Below are 19,490 nucleotides of genomic sequence, written 5' to 3'. Positions count from 1 at the left end.
GATATGTACGAATTTGTTTCCGTTCTGGTAATCTTGGCCAGTATTCTTTTGATATTGATTGTTTTGGTACAGAATTCAAAAGGAGGCGGTTTGGCCTCTAATTTTGCCTCATCCAATCAGGTGATGGGTGTTAGGAAAACCACTGACTTTCTTGAAAAGGCAACATGGACGCTTGCCGGAGCCTTGTTGGTACTTTCTTTTGTGGCCGTAATGGTTATTCCTAAGCACGAGCTGGGTCGCCAGTCGGTTATTGACAGCCAGATGCAAAACATGCAGCCCACTGAGTCTGCCATGCCCGGTTTCCCCATTGGCACCGATGTGGAGGAAGAGGCTGCGCCTGCAGTTTCCGATTCCGGCGCCGTAGCTGAGTAAGGCCCTTTGCTGCCATAGTGGCAGGGAGCGCCCGGGAGACTGGGGCGCCGGCCTGCAGGGAGTGCGTGGAGAGCTCTGGAGCGAGTGAGTGTAGGTCGTGTATAGTCCCAGGACTGAAGTCCTGGGTTATTATTGAGAGAAATAGGTCAGCGCTTTGCGCTGTTCTTTAAAGCGGGTTGAAACCCGCATGGCGACTTGGTCGCCATTTTTTTTGGGTCGAGCCTTATCTGGGGCCTGGGGCCTAGTGTATCTTTGTGTAGTCCCAGGACTGAAGTCCTGGGTTATTATTGAGAGAAATAGGTCAGCGCTTCGCGCTGTTCTTTAAAGCGGGTTGAAACCCGCGTGGCGACTTGGTCGCCATTTTTTTTGGGCGGCGCTGGCTGGCCGGGGACGAGGGGGCTGTAAAAATGGCAGGTGGGTTGGCAGGTTTTGTGCGATTTTGGCTTTGGCATACTTTGTGAAATGGAAGTGGCCGTGATAAGCTTATAATGTTTAACAATTAAATCAATATTAGAAATGTCAACTTTAAAAGGAAAGATTCTTGCCGGTAAGGTTTTGGTTAAACCTCAGGCAGCGGAAGAGAAGACCTCCAGCGGTATCATTATTCCTGATTCTGCCAAGGAGAAGCCTCTGAAAGGTGAGGTGGTTCTGACTGGTGCCGCTAAAAAGGACGAAGCTATGGAGGTGAAGGCCGGAGATGTGGTGTTGTACGGAAAGTATTCCGGTACCGAGTTGAACATTGACGGGGAAGACTATCTGTTGATTTCGCAGAGTGACATTTTGTACATTGCTTAATTAGAACACTTAAATTGAAAGAAAATGGCTAAAGAGATTGTGTTTGATATGGAAGCCCGCGAGCGCCTTAAAGAAGGTATCGACGCGTTGGCCAATGCAGTAAAAGTAACTTTGGGGCCCAAAGGTCGCAATGTTGTAATCGATAAAAAGTTTGGTGCTCCCCACATTACCAAGGACGGCGTAAGCGTTGCTAAGGAAGTGGAGCTGGATGAGCCCATCGCCAATATGGGTGCGCAAATGGTTAAAGAAGTAGCCAGCAAGACCGGTGACGATGCCGGTGATGGTACTACTACCGCTACTGTTTTGGCGCAGTCTATTGTTAATGTTGGTCTTAAGAACGTTACTGCCGGTGCCAATCCCATGGAGTTGAAGAAGGGCATCGATACCGCAGTGGCTAAGGTGGTAGAGAGCATTCGTACCCAGGCGCACGAAATTGGCGACGACAACGAAAAAATTGAACAAATCGCCCGCATATCTGCCAATGGCGATGAGGAAATTGGCCGTTTGATTGCCGAAGCTATGGAGAAAGTGGGTCGTGAAGGCGTCATTACTGTAGAAGAGGCCAAGGGTACCGAGACTACTGTGGAGGTGGTTGAAGGTATGCAGTTCGACCGTGGATACATTTCTCCCTACTTTGTTACCAACACCGAGAAAATGGAAGCCGATCTGGACAATCCTTTTATTCTGATTCACGACAAGAAGATCAGTACCATGAAGGACATTCTTCCTGTGTTGGAGCAAACCGCACAAAGCGGTCGTCCCCTCCTGATTATTGCTGAGGACGTGGACGGTGAGGCTTTGGCTACTTTGGTGGTTAACCGTCTGCGCGGTTCGTTGAAAGTGGCTGCTGTTAAGGCACCTGGTTTTGGCGACCGTCGTAAAGAAATGCTGCAAGACCTGGCGGTGTTGACCGGCGGAACCGTTATTTCTGAAGAAACCGGTTTGAAGTTGGAGAACACTACCATCGAAATGTTGGGTACTGCTGAGAAAATCACCATCGATAAGGAGAATACCACCGTTGTTAATGGCAGTGGGGCGAAAGACGCCATCGATGCCCGTGCAGCGCAGATCAAGGCACAGATTGCCAATACCACTTCTGATTACGATCGCGAGAAACTTCAGGAGCGTCTGGCTAAGTTGGCCGGTGGTGTTGCCGTGCTATACGTAGGTGCAGCTTCCGAAGTTGAAATGAAGGAGAAGAAAGACCGCGTTGACGATGCCTTGAGTGCAACCCGTGCAGCCGTTGAGGAAGGTATTGTTCCCGGTGGTGGTGTGGCTTACATTCGTGCCATTGATGCTTTGGAAAATCTGAAGGGTGAATCCGAAGACGAAACTACCGGTATCGAAATTGTTAAGCGTGCCATTGAAGAGCCCTTGCGTCAGATTGTTTTCAACGCCGGTAAAGAGGGTGCCGTTGTAGTTCAGAAGGTTCGTGAAGGCAAAGACGATTATGGTTACAATGCCCGTGTGGATGCCTACCAGAATTTCTACAAAACCGGAGTAATTGATCCTGCTAAAGTAGCCCGTGTGGCTTTGGAGAATGCGGCTTCTATTGCCGGTATGTTCCTGACTACCGAGTGTGTTTTGGTAGAGAAGAAGGAAGATAATCCTGCTCCTGCTATGCCAGGTGGTATGGGTGGCGGCATGCCCGGAATGATGTAAGAATCATCTTATAATAATCTCAGTAAAAAGGGTCGGCAAGATTGCCGGCCCTTTTTAATTTCCTTCTAATTCAATATCTTTGCAAACCCGCAAGGGGCCAATGTTCTGTAAGTAACGAAACCGATTATGCCGATGAAGAATATCCGGAATTTTTGCATCATAGCGCACATTGATCACGGGAAGAGTACCCTGGCCGATCGTCTGTTGGAATATACCAAGACTGTTACCGATAAGGAACTACAGGCGCAGACGCTCGACAGTATGGATTTGGAGCGGGAGCGAGGAATTACCATAAAGAGTAAGGCCATACAAATGCGGTACGATTATGAGGGCGTGGATTATACCCTGAACCTCATTGATACGCCCGGTCACGTGGATTTTGCCTATGAGGTGTCGCGTTCGATTGCTGCCTGTGAAGGGGCTTTGCTGATTGTGGATGCTACGCAGGGGATTCAGGCGCAGACCATCAGCAATCTTTATCAGGCGGTGGATCATGATTTGACCATAATTCCGGTACTGAATAAAATGGACATGCCCAATGCCATGCCCGAAGAAGTGGAAGATCAAATCATCGATTTGATCGGATGTAAACGCAGCGAGATTCTTCATGCCAGCGGTAAAACAGGGATGGGTATTGAGGAGATATTGCAGGCCATTATAGAGCTGGTGCCTCCTCCGGTAGGCGATCCGGAGGCGCCCCTTCAGGGTCTTATTTTTGATTCTGTTTTCAACTCCTTTCGAGGCATCATTGCCTATTTTAAGATCGTAAACGGGGAGATCCGGAAAGGCGATTACGTGAAGTTTTTTAATACCGAGAAGGAGTATTATGCCGATGAGGTGGGCGTGCTCGGATTGGGTTTGGTGCCACGGGACGTTTTGAAAACAGGAGATGTGGGCTACATTATTTCAGGCATCAAAACGAGCAAAGAGGTGAAGGTGGGCGATACGGTTACTCACGTAAAACGACCTTGTGCCAAAGCTATTTCTGGTTTTGAGGAAGTTAAACCCATGGTTTTTGCAGGGGTTTATCCCATTGACACGGAAGATTATGAAGATCTGAGGTCCGCCATGGAAAAGCTGCAATTGAACGATGCCTCCCTGACCTTTATCCCGGAATCCTCTGCAGCCCTGGGTTTTGGTTTTCGTTGTGGTTTTCTGGGCCTGCTGCATATGGAAATTGTGCAGGAGCGACTCGACAGGGAGTTCAATATGGATGTCATTACCACGGTGCCCAACGTCCCTTATTTGGCCTATACCACCAAGAGTGAGGTGGTGGAGGTCCACAATCCATCTGGTCTCCCTGAGCCTGGTCTGATCGATTATGTGGAGGAGCCTTATATTTCTGCCCAAATCATCACGCATTCGGATTACATTGGGAATTTGATGGCACTTTGCCTGGGTAAGCGCGGTGAGTTGGTGAAACAGCATTATTTAACTACCGACAGGGTGGAATTGGTTTTTAATATGCCGCTGGCCGAAATTGTATTTGATTTCTACGATAAGTTGAAGAGTATTTCTAAGGGTTATGCTTCTTTTGACTACCAAACCACAGGCTTCCGTAAATCCAAGTTGGTAAAGCTGGATGTCTTGTTGAATGGTGAAAATGTAGATGCGCTGAGCACCCTTACTCACGTGGACAATGCTTATGGGATGGGCAAGCGCATGTGTGAAAAATTGAAAGAGTTGATTCCGCGCCAGCAATTCGACGTGGCGATACAGGCCGCTATTGGCGCTAAGATAATTGCCCGGGAGACTGTAAAAGCGCTGCGGAAGGATGTTACTGCCAAGTGTTACGGTGGCGATATCAGTCGTAAGCGTAAATTGTTGGAGAAGCAGAAGAAGGGTAAGAAGCGTATGAAGCAGGTGGGTAATGTGGAAGTGCCACAGAAAGCCTTTCTGGCTGTGCTTAAACTGGATTAACAGATGTAAATCGTGGCTTATGCGTGCTTTTACCGGGGGACTTAAACGCCCCTTGCTTTTTGTTTTTGGTCTTTTTGTTTTCGGGTCCTTGGTGGCGCAGAATAATTTGGCGCAGGATAGTTTTAAATCCTATTCTGAGCTGGGTGCCCGGGGCGGTTATTCTTTGGCATCGTCTTACATTGTGGACCGAAACGCCAGTGAGGATTTCAGCGGCCCATACATTGGCGGTCGTTTTGTGTTTTTTGGAGAAAAGTACCTGGGCTTGATGGCGGAAGTGAATTACAGCCGTCTTCAGCGGAGTGATGCAGAATATGGAAGTCTGGCCTACAGTTATTTTCAGGTGCCTTTTATGACCAAAGTGCGTGTTCCTATAAGGCAGACTGCCGTGGTCTTTAATCTGGGCTCCTATGTGCAATTTGTGAGCGAAAGTTCTGCGCCGGTGGTTAATGAGCGTTCGGCTCTGTTTGGTTTGGCCGGCGGTCTCGAATTTGTTGTTCCCATTGGCACCTGGGATTTGGCCCTGGAGGGCCGTTACGCCAACAATTTGCATTCCAACAGTACACGTATTGATAATTTGTGGACCACCTGGATGGAATTTGGCTTAATTTTCAGCTGGTCGGCCCGGGAAAAGAACTGAAGCTGACGAGGGTGTTGTCCGGATTCGGATAAAGTTTTGTGACATAAAAAAAGAGAGTGCCTGACAGGCCTCTCTTTTTTATGTTATTATGTATTGGACCTTAGCGCCCGGACTTACATAACCAGCTTATAACCTTTGCCGTGTACATTCAGGATTTCAACTGCAGGCTCGTCTTTAAGGTGCTTGCGCAGTTTGGTGATGTAAACGTCCATGCTTCGGGCATTGAAGTAGTTGTCGTCCACCCAAATGGTTTTTAAAGCGAAGTTCCGTTCCAAGACTTTGTTGGCATTGTTGCACAGCAGTTTTAGGAGTTCAGACTCTTTGGTGGTTAGTTTGACCACTTTTTCTCCATCGATCAGCTGCTGCTTTTGGGTGTCGAATTTGTATTTGCCAATCTGAAACACGTCCTGTCCCCCAAGGGTCCCTTTGGTACGGCGCAAAATGGCTTCGATACGGAACAAGAGCTCTTCCATACTGAAAGGCTTGGTCAGGTAATCGTCCGCACCAATTTTAAAACCCTGAAAGATGTCTTCCTTCATCGACTTGGCGGTAAGGAAAATGATGGGTACTTCGGTGTTGACCATGCGAATTTCCTTGGCCAGGGTAAACCCGTCCTTTTTAGGCATCATCACGTCAAAAATACACACGTCGTATTTCTTGCTCATGAAGGCGTCGTAGCCCGCCTCACCGTCGGGCAGGAGATCTGTTTCGTAACCTTTCGCTACCAAATATTCCCGAAGCAACATGCCCAGGTTTTCATCGTCTTCGGTCAGGAGAATCTTATATTCTTTTTCCATTCCTTATTGCTTTTAAGGGGTATAAATATTTCAAATTTAGTTCCTACGTTTAATTCACTTTCTACTTTAATTTCGGCTCCGTGGTCCTCAATGATTTTTTTTACATAAGCCAATCCCAGGCCAAAACCCTTTACGTTGTGGACGTTCCCGGTCGGAACCCGGTAGAATTTTTCGAAGATTCGGGACAGGTTCTCTTTTGAAATTCCCAGACCATTGTCTTCAATATTAATGACCAACCCGGTGGGCCGGTTCCAGGTCTTTACCTGTATGATGGGTTTTCCCCTTCTGTATTTGAGCGCATTAAAAATAACATTTGTAAAATGCACCTCATCAACCTCGGCAAAAGGGCTTTTTGCTTCAATTTTTTCATTCAGTCTTCCGCCTTCATTCTCCACTTTCAGGCGAAAAGTGTTTACAGCGTTTTGTACGAGTTCGTTAAGATCGGTACGTTTGGGCTTCATGGGAGACGTACCTTTGTCAAAGATAGCCATTTGCAGGACTTTTTCAACCAAAAAGCCCAAGCGTTTGCTTTCATCCTGAATTACCCCGGAAATGTGCTGCAGGACAGTCGGTGTTTTACTGATGCTTCCGTCTTTCAGCATTTGAGAGGCCAGCGAAATGGAGGAAATTGGCGTTTTAAACTCGTGCGTCATATTGTTGATGAAATCGTTTTTGATTTCGTCCAGACGTTTCTGGCGTACAATGATGACCATGGTCAATATGGACATGAAAATCATGACCAGGGTAAAAATCACGGTTGGCAATACCATTCCCATCGAATCCATGATAAAGTTGGGTCTTTTGGGAAAGTATACCAAGAGGTAGTTAGGTTTGGGGTGTACGTCGTTGGGGAATAAATGTTTCTGATAACTTACAGAAGATTCTTCCCGATCAAATTTGCTGGTGGCATTGACCAACTCTCCACGGGAATTGTAGATGCCAAATTCGAAGGGAAGTGAAATACCTCTTTCAAAGAAAGCCTGCATCAGCGTAACGTCCATCATTTCGTGGGTAACCCTTTCCTGAATGGGGCGGTCGCTAAAAAATCCTTTCATCAGGCGAGCCTCCTGTTCCGCAATTTTAGAGCGTAATTGCGACTGAAAATTGTTGAGGGCATACGAAAGGGGGTCTGCTTTGCTTTGTGGGTTGTATTCCATGGGCGTCCACTCCTGGTGACTGTAAACCAGGGAATCGCTCTGGTAGAAACGAGTGCTTAAGTGGGTTCCGGTGAGGGAAAAATCCAGGGAAATGTCGTATTTCATTCTGTTTTTGTCCTCCCTGAACTGATTTTTACCCGAAAAATAACGGTTTTCATTGCGCAGCTGGGGTGGGAGACTCATTCCGGGATCCAGGTCGAGCTGGGCACCAAAGTAGGAGGTCTCATTCAGTTCCAGGCGATGTATTACCTGATCAAGGGCTTGCCGCACCAATTGGTCGAAATGATCTTCCTTAATGCTTGTGGCATTTCTGATCCACAGCATTTGAATATAAATCAAACCAATAAGGGTAATGGTGACCACCACTATTAGGAGTTGAATAAACCTTCTGCTCATACCTACAAAAATAACTGCTTAAGTGTTAACCCCTTATTTGTTTAACATTAATTAACTACATTTCTCTGTAAATCAGTGCTTTCTGCGGCATTTCTGATGTGGAGCATGTAATGATTTGTTTTTTATCCCGGTTAAAATAGGGATCTTTCTTCGTAAAACCAAGCAGCGGGAGGGCAGAATAGGGCTCAACTTAAAACTTTACCGGCTTCCTGGCTGACTCGTTCGAGTGCTTCGCAGGCGGCTTTTTGTTGGGCCTCTTTTTTTGTGCTGCCTTTACCTTCGCCCATGGCTTGCTTATTGACATAGGCCTGCGCAATAAAAACAGGCTCACAGCAGTCGAAGTCGGGATATTCTTCCGTCACAAAATGGATGTCGCAGCGTCTTTTTTGTCCCCATTCGATCAGTATCGATTTGAAATTGGAGTCTTTTTTAAATACGTGCTCCAATTGCTGGTTGGGCAGGAATACCCGCTTAAGAATAAATTTGCGGGCTTTTCGGTAGCCGTGGTCGAGGTAAATGGCACCAATAAGGGCTTCGAGACCGTCTCCCGGGATGTGGGTTTGGGCAATATCGCTTAAGGGCTGGGTTTGGATAAGCTGTCCCAGTCCCATTTCCATAGCCAGACGGTTGAGGTGGTTGCGGTTCACGATGCGTGCCCGCATCTTGGTGAGGGCGCCTTCATCCTTTTCGGGAAATCGTTTGTAGAGTTCGTCGGCAACAATGGCACCAAGGATGGCGTCGCCAAGATATTCGAGACGTTCGTTGTTGAGTGGATGCCCCGCTTCGGTTTTTCGCATCAGCGACTTGTGGCACAAAGCCTGCTTATACAAACGGGTATCGCGAGGCTTAAGGCCGGTAATCCTTTCGATCAAACAAAAAAACTCCTTCCCCTCAGGGGGAAGAAGTTTTAATGCTATTAGTAAATGTCTGAACACAGTTTATTCTATAGCTTTAAAGGCCACACTGGCATTGTGTCCGCCAAACCCAAAGGTGTTCGACAGGGCTACCTTAACCTTGCGCTCCTGAGCCTTGTTTAAGGTGAGATTCAACTTGCTGTTGATCTCCGGATCGGGCGTGTTGTGGTTAATGGTAGGAGGAACAATACCGTTATTGATGGCTAGTATTGCTGCAATCGATTCAATGGCTCCGGCCGCTCCAAGGAGGTGTCCGGTCATTGATTTGGTTGCACTGATGTTGAGTTCAAAAGCATGGTCGCCAAATACTTTTTCAATGGCCAGGATCTCAGCAATGTCCCCTCTGGGTGTTGCTGTTCCGTGTACATTGATGTAATCGACGTCCTTCATGTCAATGTTGCCGTCTTTCAAAGTCGCTTGCATTACTTTTGCTGCACCCAGTCCGTCGGGGTGGGGAGCAGTCAGGTGATGGGCGTCGGCGGTCATTCCCGCACCGGCTACTTCACAGTAAATTTTAGCGCCTCTGGCCAAGGCATGTTCGTATTCTTCCAGGATGAGTGCTCCGCCACCTTCTCCTATAACAAAACCATCGCGCTCCTTGTCAAACGGACGGGATGCGCGAGACGGGTCTTCGTTAAAGGTCGACATTGCCTGCATTGAATTAAAACCGCCAACTCCTGCTTCGTTGATGGCGGCTTCGGAACCTCCTGTAATGAATACTTTTGCTTTTCCCATACGAATATGGTTAAAAGCGTCGGCTATGGCATGAGATGAAGATGCGCAAGCGGAAACAGTGGCATAGTTCGGGCCTCTGAAACCATACTTCATAGAGATGTGTCCGGCAGCAATGTCGGATATCATCTTGGGTATGAAGAAGGGGCTAAAACGTGGCGTGCCATTTCCTTCTACATAGGCTTTAACTTCATCCATGAAAGTGATGATCCCACCAATACCGGCTCCCCAGATGACCCCGGCTTCGTCGGGGTCCAGTGTTTCCAGGTTCAATCCGGAATCCTGGATTGCCTGCTCAGCCGCACCCATGGCGTACTGAGCAAACAAGTCCATTTTTCTTACCTCTTTACGATCAAGGTATTCTGTAGGATCAAAATCCTTTACCTCGCAAGCAAATTTAGTCTTGAAATTGGTGGCGTCAAATCGAGTAATGGGTCCGGCTCCGCTTACTCCCTTAATCAGGTTTTCCCAGTAGGTCTCTACCGAGTTTCCCAGAGGAGTAATCGCTCCAAGTCCCGTTACAACTACTCTTTTTAACTCCATAAAAAAGTTTTCAGTGATACTAAGTGATTGTCTTACTTGGCGTTTTCTTCGATGTATGCAATTGCATCACCTACTGTGCCGATGTTTTCAGCCTGATCATCCGGAATAGCGATGTTGAATTCTTTCTCGAATTCCATGATCAGCTCAACAGTGTCAAGAGAGTCAGCACCCAGGTCGTTGGTGAAGCTAGCCTCTGGAGTAACTTCTGATTCGTCAACTCCCAACTTGTCTACAATAATTGCCTTAACTCTTGATGCAATGTCTGACATAGCTTTAAATTTTTAGTTAATAATTCAGTTTTAGTTTTAAAAATAACTGTGCAAAGAAAAAGATTTGCCCAAAATAAATCAAATATTCCTGCAACGAAATTCGTTTGAGGGCCCCTTTTTTTATAATTTTAGGGTTTGGTTTGCGAATTTTGCATTAAGTTAACATTATGAAAATGAGAAATATAATCATATTGGCTTCAGGCTCAGGCAGCAATGCCGAAAACATCATCCGATACTTTGCCGGAAGGGAGGGTGTAAGCGTGAGTCATGTGCTCACCAATCGTTCCGATGCCTATGTGTTGGAGCGGGCTAAGCGCCTGGGTGTTAGTACTAAAGTGTTTGATCGGACCGCCTTTTACGACAACAATGAAGTTCTGTATTTTTTACGGTCTTGTCAACCCGATTTGATTGTTTTGGCTGGTTTTCTTTGGTTGGTGCCTGCTGCGCTGGTGGAGGCTTTTCCACAACGCATCATAAATATACATCCTGCTTTACTACCGGCCTACGGCGGAAAGGGTATGTATGGGGCCAAGGTGCATGAGGCGGTGGTGGCCAATGGAGATGGGGAAACGGGCATTACCATTCACTATGTAAACACCCGTTACGATGAGGGGGCGGTGATTTTCCAGGCCCGTTGCCCTGTTGATCCGGGCGATGATGCCGATCTGGTGGCTCAAAAGGTGCATGCCCTGGAATACGAACACTTTCCGCGTGTTATTGAGGAGGTGCTGCAACAACAGGGGCGTCCATAGCCGGTTTCTCCAAGGGCTTTTGTTGCAGATTTAATAATTCATCCATCAGCGGCGCAATGTATTCCAGGTAAGCGGCCATGTTTTCCTGCGCAATGGGGTCAACCGGCGGGGCTTCAATTTTAAGCGGGTCCACGGCAGAACCGTTGCGATACACCCTGAAATCGAGATGAGGCCCTGTTGACAGCCCGGTGCTGCCCACGTAGCCAATGAGTTGGCTCTGTTGCACAAACTGCCCTTTTCGGATGCCTTTAGCAAAGCCCTGAAGGTGCATGTACACGGTCGTGTAAACGCTGTTGTGGCGAATGCGAATGTAATTGCCGCCTCCCTTGGGATCCCAGCCGCGGTGAGTCACGGTGCCATCGCCTATGGCATAGACCGGGGTGCCGGAAGGTGCTGCATAATCAACGCCATGGTGTGGGCGTCTGATTTTTAATACCGGATGAAAGCGGGAGTGACTGAAGCGTGAACTGATGCGTGAGAATTTCAAGGGGGCTTTCAGGAAGGCTTTTCGCAAACTGTTGCCTTCTTCGTCGAAGAAGCTGAAAGTACTGTCTTCCCGATAACGAAAGGCGTAATAATCGCGTCCCTTATGCTGAAAATGGGCCGCATGGATGGCATCGATTCCGATGCTGGTGCTGTCTACATATTGTTCGTCGTAAATGACCCGGAAATTATCGCCTTTTTCGATTCCGAAAAAGTCGACCGTCCAGGCATAAATTTCCGACAGTTCAATAGCCAGAAGCTGATTCAGGTTGTTGTCGTGCGCGGTATTCCATAAGGAAGATTCGATGATGCCCGAGCCGGCTTTGCGCACCAATTCCAAGGGCTTGCTGTCTACATAGATCTTTTGCAGGGAGTCGCTCAGCTGCATAACCAGGTAGTCGGTATGGTCGATTTCATAGACGAACCACGCCGGTTTGCGCAGGGTATCTTTACTGTAAAATATGGTATAGGGATTTCCGGTACGTATGCGTCGTACGTCAAAAACATCTTTGCTTTTTTCCGCCAAGTGATGAATTATGGGATAATCCACATCCTGGGCCAATAGAATGGCAGCCAGGTTTTGGTTACGTGCTACTTTGTATTGCTCGGTATAAAAAGAATCTTCTACCAGACCATACAACATTCGTGGGGGGGGCGGTTCGGGGAAATCTTCAATAAGCAGGGAATCCTGCACCACCGACACGTCGTTGGCCAGGCGCCATTGATGGATGTATATGGATGCCGGTACGGCCAGAAGAAGGACTACGAGGAGGGCGATCAGTACTTTTTTCATGTTGTAAGCGGGGGATTTTGCCGTTTGAAGGCGTAAATATAAGAAGGTGCCTCCCCTTTTGCAAGTTCTTTCCCTTGCGCCCTTAGTTTTTGATGCTGTCGAAGCCCTGCCCGTAAACGCCCATTACGCTGCCCATGGTAATAAAGGCGTTGGGATCGATTTTTTTAATCAGGCGCAGAATAATTTGCGATTCGCTTTTACGGGCAATGACCATCAATACTTTAACATCCTTGCCTGAGTATCCGCCCTGACCCGGCAACACCGTTAATCCGCGTTTGGCGCCGTGGATGATTTCCTTCTGCAGCTCCTCGTGTTTTTCCGAAAAAATAAAGAACTGAACCGTCTGCTTGGTACCACTTATTATAACATCAATGGTGTAGGAAAATATGGCCATGGTCACGAAACCAAAAATCATGGTTTCTATGGAGCGAAAAATCAGGAAGGAGGAGCCAATAATCACCGCATCAACATACAACAGCACCCGTCCCAGGGTGATGTTGCGGTATTTGTTGATGATGAGGGCGATGATGTCGGAGCCGCCGGTGCTGCCCCCGTTCAGAAAGACAATGCCGCTGCCGGTCCCCGCCAGAATGGCCCCGGTTACCGTGGCCATGAAGCGGTCGCTCACCAGGGGCTCCTTCACGTAATAACTGATGAAAGACAGCAGGGTGGCAAACACGGCTATGGCGTAAATGCTTTTAATGCCAAAGGACGCTCCGATAATGCGCATGGCCAAAATAATGAGGATGACATTCATGCTGAGCGCCATAACCCCAATGTCTAATCCGGTAACAAAGTGCAGGGCGGTTGCAATACCCGTTACGCCTCCGGCCACCACCTCGGAGGGAATGATGAAGCCGGCCCAGCCCAGGGTGCCCACCACCAGTCCTATCGTTATAAACAGATACGATAGGATTTCCTTTTTAATGTTTGTTGTATTCAATGCGTGCTCCGTTTATCCGGCGACCACAATGTTGATTATTTTCCCGGGAACAACAATGACTTTTTTCACCTCCTTGCCCGCGATCCACTTTTGCGCCTGCTCATCGGCCAATACTGCTTTTTCAACTTCGGCAGGCGACAAGTCGGCGGGCAGTTCGAGTTTAAAGCGCATTTTGCCGTTGAAGGAAACCGGATACTGGATGCTGCTTTCCACCAGATGGTCGGCATTGAACGCGGGCCATTGGGTATCGCAGATGCTGCCCTCGTGACCCAGTTTGTGCCACAATTCCTCGCAAACGTGGGGGGCAAAGGGCGCCAGCAGTACCAAAAGAGGCTCCAGAATGGCCCTTTTGTTGCATTTCAGGTCGTTCAGATCGTTAACGCAAATCATGAAGGAGCTTACCGCCGTGTTGAATGAGAAGCGTTCCACATCGTCGGAGGTCTTTTTGATGGTGCGGTGCAGGACCTTCAGTTCCTCGGCCGAAGCTTGTGCGTCGCTGACCACCAGTTGCCCCTCTTTGTCGACAAAGAGGCGCCACACCTTGCGGAGGAATTTGTGCACCCCGTCGATGCCGTTCGTGTCCCAGGGCTTGCTTTGCTCCAATGGGCCCAGAAACATTTCGTAGAGGCGCAGCGTGTCGGCTCCGTACTGCGCCACAATGGTGTCGGGATTCACCACGTTGAACATCGACTTGGACATTTTTTCCACCGCCCAGCCACAAAGGTATTTGCCGTCTTCCAGCACAAATTCGGCGTCCTTGTATTCGGGATTCCAGGCACGGAAGGCCTCAATATCCAGCACGTCGTTGTGCACCATATTCACATCTACGTGAATTTCCATGGTGTTGTACTGCTCTTTGAGGTTCAGCGACACAAAGGTGTTGCTGCCCTTTACCCGGTACACAAAGTTGGAGCGACCCTGAATCATACCCTGGTTCACCAGTTTCTTGAAGGGCTCATCCTTGCACACCTTGCCCAGGTCGAACAAGAACTTGTTCCAGAAGCGGGAATACACCAGGTGCCCCGTGGCGTGCTCGGTTCCACCAATATAGAGGTCCACATCCTGCCAGTAATTGTTGGCTTCGGGACTTACCAATTCCTTGCTGTTTTTGGGGTCCATATAGCGCAGGTAGTAGGCCGAAGAACCCGCAAAGCCCGGCATGGTATTCACTTCAAGCGGGTAGCCCTCTTTGGTGGTCCAGCCTTTGGCACGTGCCAAAGGCGGCTCGCCTTTTTCAGTGGGCAGGTACTTGTCCACTTCCGGCAGCTGCAGCGGCAGCTCGTCCTCACGCAGCATATAAGGCATGCCGTCCTTGTAATACACCGGGAAGGGCTCACCCCAATAGCGTTGGCGACTGAAAATGGCGTCGCGCAAGCGGTAGTTTACTTTAACATTGCCGATGCCGGTCTCCACCAGATGCTGCTTGGTGCGTTCAATGGCCTCAGGCACGCTCAGTCCGTCCAGAAAGCCCGAATTGATCATCGTACCCTCCTTCGAATCTATTGAATCGTCCCAGGTGCTGGTGTCGCCCGGTGCTTCGCCCTTGGGAACCACCACCTGCGGAATGGGCAGGTTAAAGGTGCGTGCAAAGGCAAAGTCGCGACTGTCGTGAGCCGGTACGGCCATGATGGCGCCGGTTCCGTAGCCGGCCAGCACATAGTCGCTCACCCAAACTGGGATTTCCTCCTTGCTCAGGGGATTGATGGCGTAGGCCCCGGTAAATACACCGGTCATTTTCTTGACTTCGGTCTGACGCTCCCGCTCAGTCCGCTTCTTCGTTTTTTCCAGGTAGGCTTCCACTTCGGCCCGGTATTCGGGTTGGGTCAGCTGTTGAACCAGCTCACTTTCGGGCGCCAATACCATAAAAGTAACGCCAAAAACCGTGTCGGCCCGGGTGGTGAAAATCTTCATTTCCACCTCCGAATCCTTCACCGGGAAGTTCATTTCGGCGCCTTCGCTGCGCCCGATCCAGTTGCGCTGTATCTCTTTAAGGGAGTCGCTCCAGTCGATGGTGTCGAGGCCCTTAAGCAGGCGCTCGGCGTAGGCCGAGACGCGCAGCAACCACTGGCGCATGCGTTTTTGTTCTACGGGGTGACCGCCCCGTTCGCTGAAGCCGTCCTTCACTTCATCGTTGGCCAGTACGGTGCCCAGGGCCGGGCACCAGTTGACCATGGTGTCGGCCAGGTAGGCCAGGCGGTAATTCAACAATATTTCCTGTTGTTCTTGGTCCGACTTCTGCTTCCATTCGGCTGCGCTGAAGCTCAGGGCCTCCGTCTCGGCGGCTTCGAGGCCCTCTGTTCCCTGCTTTTCAAAACGGGCCAGCAGTTGCTCAATGGGCAGCGCCTTATCGGCCTGCTTGTCGTAATAGTGGTTGAACATCTGAATAAAAGCCCACTGGGTCCAGTGGTAGTAGTCCGGATCGCAGGTCTTCACCTCCCGGTCCCAGTCGTACGAAAAGCCAATTTTATCGAGCTGCTCGCGGTAGCGGGCAATGTTTTTTTCGGTGGTAATGGCCGGGTGCTGCCCGGTTTGAATGGCGTACTGCTCGGCCGGCAGACCGTAGGCGTCGTAGCCCATGGGGTGGAGCACATTAAAGCCATTCAGACGTTTGTAGCGGCTGTAGATGTCTGAAGCAATGTAGCCCAGGGGGTGACCAACGTGGAGGCCCGCTCCCGAAGGATAGGGGAACATATCGAGCACATAAAATTTGGGCTTGTCGGGGTCGATACTCACCTTGTAGGTTTGGTGGTCGATCCAATATTGCTGCCAGCGCTTCTCAATTTCGTTAAAATTGTATTCCATAACCGCGTATCTAATAGATTGTCTTGTTTCTGTTCAAACTGCGAAATTAAGAAAAGTTTTTGAATGGCGAGGGCTCCACATCGGCTTCCTGATGGGTCCGTCGGTATCGGGGGAAAGGAGGTGGCTGGTGTGGACAGCGGCAATAATTGTGGATGGATTTAGGCGGGAGTTTAAGAAATTTGCTTATTTTCGCAGTCGCAAATTGAACGGTCCCGTAGTTCAATGGATAGAATACTGGATTCCGGTTCCAGCGATATGGGTTCGAGTCCCGTCGGGATCACAATAAAGAGGCTGCCACTTATTGGGCAGCCTCTTTTTTTATCTAATTATTGCTGAGTCACCTGGCTTATTTGGCCGGAGCGATGGTAAAGCCATAACTGTAGGCTTTTTCGGTCAGACGATACTGGGTGTGGGTCCATGCCCCCCAGCTGGTGTCACCCCCTAAGCCCATTTGCTTCAGGTCGATATCTACTGCGGTCAGGTCACGCTCCACCACATCGTTAATGTGGCGCTGAACGGGGCGTTCTCCTTCGGGCAAGCGGCCGTCGGTACGGCGTGGCGATTCAAAATCCTCCAACACATTGTGGTGGGCAGATACTTCGAGCAACTGCTTGCCCTTAAACAACAGCCCTTCGCCGGCAGCATTGGTCACACTCATCCAGCGGACATCCGTTTTGTTGCCGTTTTCCTGCGGGCGCACATAAGCATAGTACTGGTCGGCCACCGACGCGCTGTAACGGTCTACAAAAGCACTGGTTTTGCGGTCCTGGTACGACTCATGGGGACCACGACCCAGCCAGGTCATCTGGTCAAATTCGCGTGGCATAATCAGGGTCATGCCCATGCGGGGGATTTCCGGCAGCTCGTCAGAGGTCATGGCAAAATGGTTGTCCACCTCAATGCTCTGGTCGCCTTTTACCACATAAGTGCTCCGGTAAGTGGCCATGGTTTCGCCTTCCTTATTGGGCAGTTCAAAATCAAATGCGATTTGAACTTGACCCTCAGTCGGGGTGGAAACTTCTGCCTTCACCACCTTTCGGTCGGCACCGGCTTCGCGCCACATGCGTGAGCGTACCGGCATGTCGTTGCCAAAGTCGTTGTCGATGGGAGCGCGCCACAATACGGGTTCGGGTCCGCTCATCAACATTTCCTTCTCGCCCAGTTTGTAGCTGGTCAGTTGTCCCTTTGTTTTGTCGAAGCTGACCGAAAAGCCTTCACCCTGTATGTTGATCATGGCTTCCTGATCATCGATTTGCAAGGCAGGAAGCTGTTCCTGCTTGCCGGGAGCTGCCTGGTAAATGGGCAGTTCAAATTGTTCGGCAGCTAAAACCGTTCCCGCAGGAACCAGGCCGTCGTCTTCTTTCAGACTGGCACTTACGGTAAGGAAGTATTCGGTGCCCGGCACCAGGTCGAAATTCATATCGGCCTGTACCTTTACCTTTTCATCGGGCGCCAGTTGTACCTGGTTAAAAATACCTGAAGCCACCACTTCACCATCGCCCTTTATGTTCCAGTTGAACACAAAGCGGTCGGTAGAAATGAAATCGTATTTGTTTTCAATGCCGATCATTCCTCTTGCCAGGTTTTCGGGATGGAATTTGAGGTACTGGTAAACTTTCTTGACCTCGAGCAGCGCCGGTTTAATGCCCCGATCCGGATCCACCAGTCCGTTGATACAGAAATTGCCGTCGGAGGGTACGGTGTCGGGACCAAAATCGCCGCCGTAGGCCCAAAATGGGCGACCTTCCTCATCTTGGGTAAGCAAACCCTGGTCCACCCAGTCCCAAATGAATCCACCCTGCATCACTTCGTGGGCTTCAATCACATCCCAGTAATCTTGCAGGTTGCCTACGCTGTTGCCCATGGCATGTGCATATTCGCACTGAATCAGGGGTTTGCTTCCGTCTTCGTTGGCGTAGCGAATCATGCGTTCAATACTGGCGTACATGGGGGCGAAAATGTCGGTGTTTCTCCCTCCGTGAGCTTGTTCGTATTGTACGGGCCGACTGTTGTCGGCGGCTTTAAGGTAGTCGTAGGCGGCATCAAAATTGACTCCGTTGCCTGCTTCGTTGCCCAGCGACCAAATGATGATGGAAGGCTGGTTTTTGTCCCGCTCGTACATGTTGCGTACCCTGAATACATGGGCTGCCTTCCAAGTGGAATCTTTTGCCAGGGAGCGTTCGCCATAACCCATTCCGTGGGATTCGATATTGGCCTCATCAATTACGTAAAGGCCGTAACGGTTGCACAGCTCGTAAAACCGTTCGGCTTGCGGATAGTGGGAGGTGCGGACTGCGTTGAGGTTGTGCATTTTCATAATGCGGATGTCCTCCAGCATGGTGGCCTCGTCCATTACGTGACCAGTCACCTCATGATGCTCGTGCAGGTTGGCTCCTTTCAGGTAGATGTATTCTCCGTTAACCAGTAAGGTGTTGCCTTTGATCTCGACGCGGCGGAAGCCGACTTCCTGGCGCAGCACTTCTACCACTTGGTCCTGGTCGTTTTTGAGTGTTATCAGCAGTTCGTAAAGTGCCGGAGTTTCAGCCGACCATCTTTTGACATCGGGGAAGGAGGCGTCGAATGCGACGCTTCCGTTTTCGACCTTTCCGGAGAAACTTTCCAGTGTCTGTGTTCCATCATTCAAGAGGGCTTCCACGCTGCAGCTGCCGGCTTGTTCGCCGCCAACTTCCACTTCCAGGCCGAAGAGGCCGGTGCTGTAATCGTCGTCCAAATTAGAGCTTACACTAAAATCCTTTATGTGGGTGGCATTTCGGGCCTGCAGATACACATCGCGGGTGATACCTCCCAGTCGCCAGAAGTCCTGGTCCTCCAGGTAACTGCCGTCGCTCCATTTGTAAACCTCAACCGCCAGGGTGTTTGTTCCGCTTTTCAGGTAAGGCGTGATGTTGAAAACGGCTGGTGTTTTACTGTCCTGACTGTAGCCCACTTGTTGCTCGTTGACCCATACGTACATGGCTGAGCTGACTGCCCCAAAGTGCAGGTAAATCTCTTTGCCGTCCCAGTTTTCAGGAAGACTAAACTCCCGTTTGTAGGAGCCCACGGGATTGTAATGGTCCTGAATGGTAGGCGGCGTCACCGCATGGGGGTACTGTACGTTGGTATAAATGGGGTAGGTGAAGCCTTCCAATTCGAAGTTGGAGGGGATGGTGATGGAGGGCCATTTGCGGGTGTCAAAGTCGTCCTTGAAAAAATAGAAGGGACGCTCCGAAGGATTGTTTGAATACATAAATTTCCACTCGCCATTTAGACTGTGCATGAAGGAGGAGGCCCAAATGTTGTCGGCATCCACTTCTTCCGGAGTGGCAAAAGGTACAAACCACGCGCGGGGCGCTTCCCGGTTGATTTCGTTTACGGCCGGATTTTCCCAGTCGGCCGGTTGTTTTTCTTCAAAAGGCACTCCTGCGTAATCGTTGTACGACTGGCAACCCCATTGAAGGATGCCGGTCGCCAGCAGAAGTAAAAGCCATGTTTTACGCATAATTTTTGTGTTAATGTTTAGCAA

At 49.6% G+C, this 19,490-nt stretch carries 15 protein-coding genes and 1 tRNA gene; 7 read left to right on the top strand and 9 right to left on the bottom strand.

Going from position 1 to position 19,490, the window contains the following annotated elements; genetic code table 11:
• The first annotated feature begins 3 nt into the window (after positions 1-3).
• From secG to B4W65_RS01855, 5 genes are all read left to right on the top strand, one after another.
• Positions 4-372 carry a preprotein translocase subunit SecG gene (gene secG, locus B4W65_RS01875; RefSeq protein ID WP_088653395.1) on the top strand — a complete coding sequence of 123 codons (369 nt, stop codon included), beginning with the start codon at positions 4-6 and terminating at the stop codon, positions 370-372.
• Positions 373-888: 516 nt separating this feature from the next.
• A complete protein-coding gene (locus B4W65_RS01870; protein ID WP_088653394.1) occupies positions 889-1,167 on the top strand; it encodes a co-chaperone GroES in 279 nt (92 codons plus the stop codon).
• Positions 1,168-1,191: 24 nt separating this feature from the next.
• Positions 1,192-2,829, top strand: coding sequence for a chaperonin GroEL (gene groL / locus B4W65_RS01865; protein ID WP_088653393.1), 1,638 nt, complete (start codon positions 1,192-1,194; stop codon positions 2,827-2,829).
• Positions 2,830-2,961: 132 nt separating this feature from the next.
• The gene (lepA, locus tag B4W65_RS01860; RefSeq protein ID WP_088653392.1) at positions 2,962-4,749 is read left to right on the top strand and encodes a translation elongation factor 4; all 1,788 of its coding nucleotides are present in this window, start codon (positions 2,962-2,964) and stop codon (positions 4,747-4,749) included.
• A 19-nt stretch (positions 4,750-4,768) separates the two neighbouring features.
• On the top strand, positions 4,769-5,386 hold the full coding sequence (locus B4W65_RS01855) for a hypothetical protein (RefSeq protein ID WP_088653391.1): 618 nt from the start codon (positions 4,769-4,771) through the stop codon (positions 5,384-5,386).
• Positions 5,387-5,499: 113 nt separating this feature from the next.
• Here the strand turns inward: B4W65_RS01855 and rprY are convergent, their stop codons facing one another.
• The 5 genes from rprY to B4W65_RS01830 form a co-directional block, all read right to left on the bottom strand.
• Positions 5,500-6,183: a response regulator transcription factor RprY gene (gene rprY / locus B4W65_RS01850; protein ID WP_088653390.1), complete on the bottom strand. Its 684-nt coding sequence runs from the start codon at positions 6,181-6,183 to the stop codon at positions 5,500-5,502.
• Positions 6,156-7,736: a sensor histidine kinase gene (locus tag B4W65_RS01845; protein ID WP_088653389.1), complete on the bottom strand. Its 1,581-nt coding sequence runs from the start codon at positions 7,734-7,736 to the stop codon at positions 6,156-6,158. The genes rprY and B4W65_RS01845 overlap by 28 nt, the downstream gene beginning before the upstream one ends.
• 185 nt (positions 7,737-7,921) lie before the next feature.
• A complete protein-coding gene (gene rnc, locus B4W65_RS01840; RefSeq protein WP_240509447.1) occupies positions 7,922-8,608 on the bottom strand; it encodes a ribonuclease III in 687 nt (228 codons plus the stop codon).
• Positions 8,609-8,674: 66 nt separating this feature from the next.
• Positions 8,675-9,925, bottom strand: coding sequence for a beta-ketoacyl-ACP synthase II (gene fabF / locus B4W65_RS01835; RefSeq protein WP_088653387.1), 1,251 nt, complete (start codon positions 9,923-9,925; stop codon positions 8,675-8,677).
• Between the two features lie 32 nt (positions 9,926-9,957).
• On the bottom strand, positions 9,958-10,194 hold the full coding sequence (locus tag B4W65_RS01830; protein WP_088653386.1) for an acyl carrier protein: 237 nt from the start codon (positions 10,192-10,194) through the stop codon (positions 9,958-9,960).
• Positions 10,195-10,367: 173 nt separating this feature from the next.
• Here B4W65_RS01830 and purN point away from each other — a divergent pair, with 173 nt between their 5' ends.
• On the top strand, positions 10,368-10,946 hold the full coding sequence (purN, locus tag B4W65_RS01825) for a phosphoribosylglycinamide formyltransferase (RefSeq protein WP_205741194.1): 579 nt from the start codon (positions 10,368-10,370) through the stop codon (positions 10,944-10,946).
• On the opposite strand, the gene B4W65_RS01820 is transcribed toward purN, so the two are convergent.
• The 3 genes from B4W65_RS01820 to leuS all read right to left on the bottom strand — a co-directional run bounded on the left by B4W65_RS01820 (position 10,909) and on the right by leuS (position 15,967).
• A complete protein-coding gene (locus B4W65_RS01820; protein WP_088653384.1) occupies positions 10,909-12,222 on the bottom strand; it encodes a peptidoglycan DD-metalloendopeptidase family protein in 1,314 nt (437 codons plus the stop codon). The genes purN and B4W65_RS01820 overlap by 38 nt on opposite strands.
• A gap of 82 nt (positions 12,223-12,304) precedes the next feature.
• Entirely contained in the window at positions 12,305-13,165 is an 861-nt protein-coding gene (locus tag B4W65_RS01815) for a YitT family protein (RefSeq protein WP_088653383.1), read from the bottom strand.
• Positions 13,166-13,177: 12 nt separating this feature from the next.
• Complete coding sequence (gene leuS / locus B4W65_RS01810; RefSeq protein WP_088653382.1) at positions 13,178-15,967, bottom strand: leucine--tRNA ligase; 2,790 nt, start codon at positions 15,965-15,967, stop codon at positions 13,178-13,180.
• Between the two features lie 208 nt (positions 15,968-16,175).
• On the opposite strand from leuS, the gene B4W65_RS01805 reads away from it, so the two are divergent.
• A tRNA-Arg gene (locus B4W65_RS01805) sits at positions 16,176-16,247 on the top strand.
• Between the two features lie 66 nt (positions 16,248-16,313).
• Here B4W65_RS01805 and B4W65_RS01800 read toward each other — a convergent pair.
• Positions 16,314-19,466, bottom strand: a complete 3,153-nt coding sequence (locus tag B4W65_RS01800) for a glycoside hydrolase family 2 TIM barrel-domain containing protein (protein ID WP_088653381.1) — start codon at positions 19,464-19,466, stop codon at positions 16,314-16,316.
• Between the last annotated feature and the right edge of the window lie 24 nt (positions 19,467-19,490).

This window comes from Geofilum rhodophaeum (assembly GCF_002210225.1).
Classification (GTDB): Bacteria; Bacteroidota; Bacteroidia; order Bacteroidales; family Marinilabiliaceae; genus Geofilum; species Geofilum rhodophaeum.
Note: the sequence above shows the minus strand (reverse complement) of the source record. Positions and strands in the feature narration are given on the sequence as shown.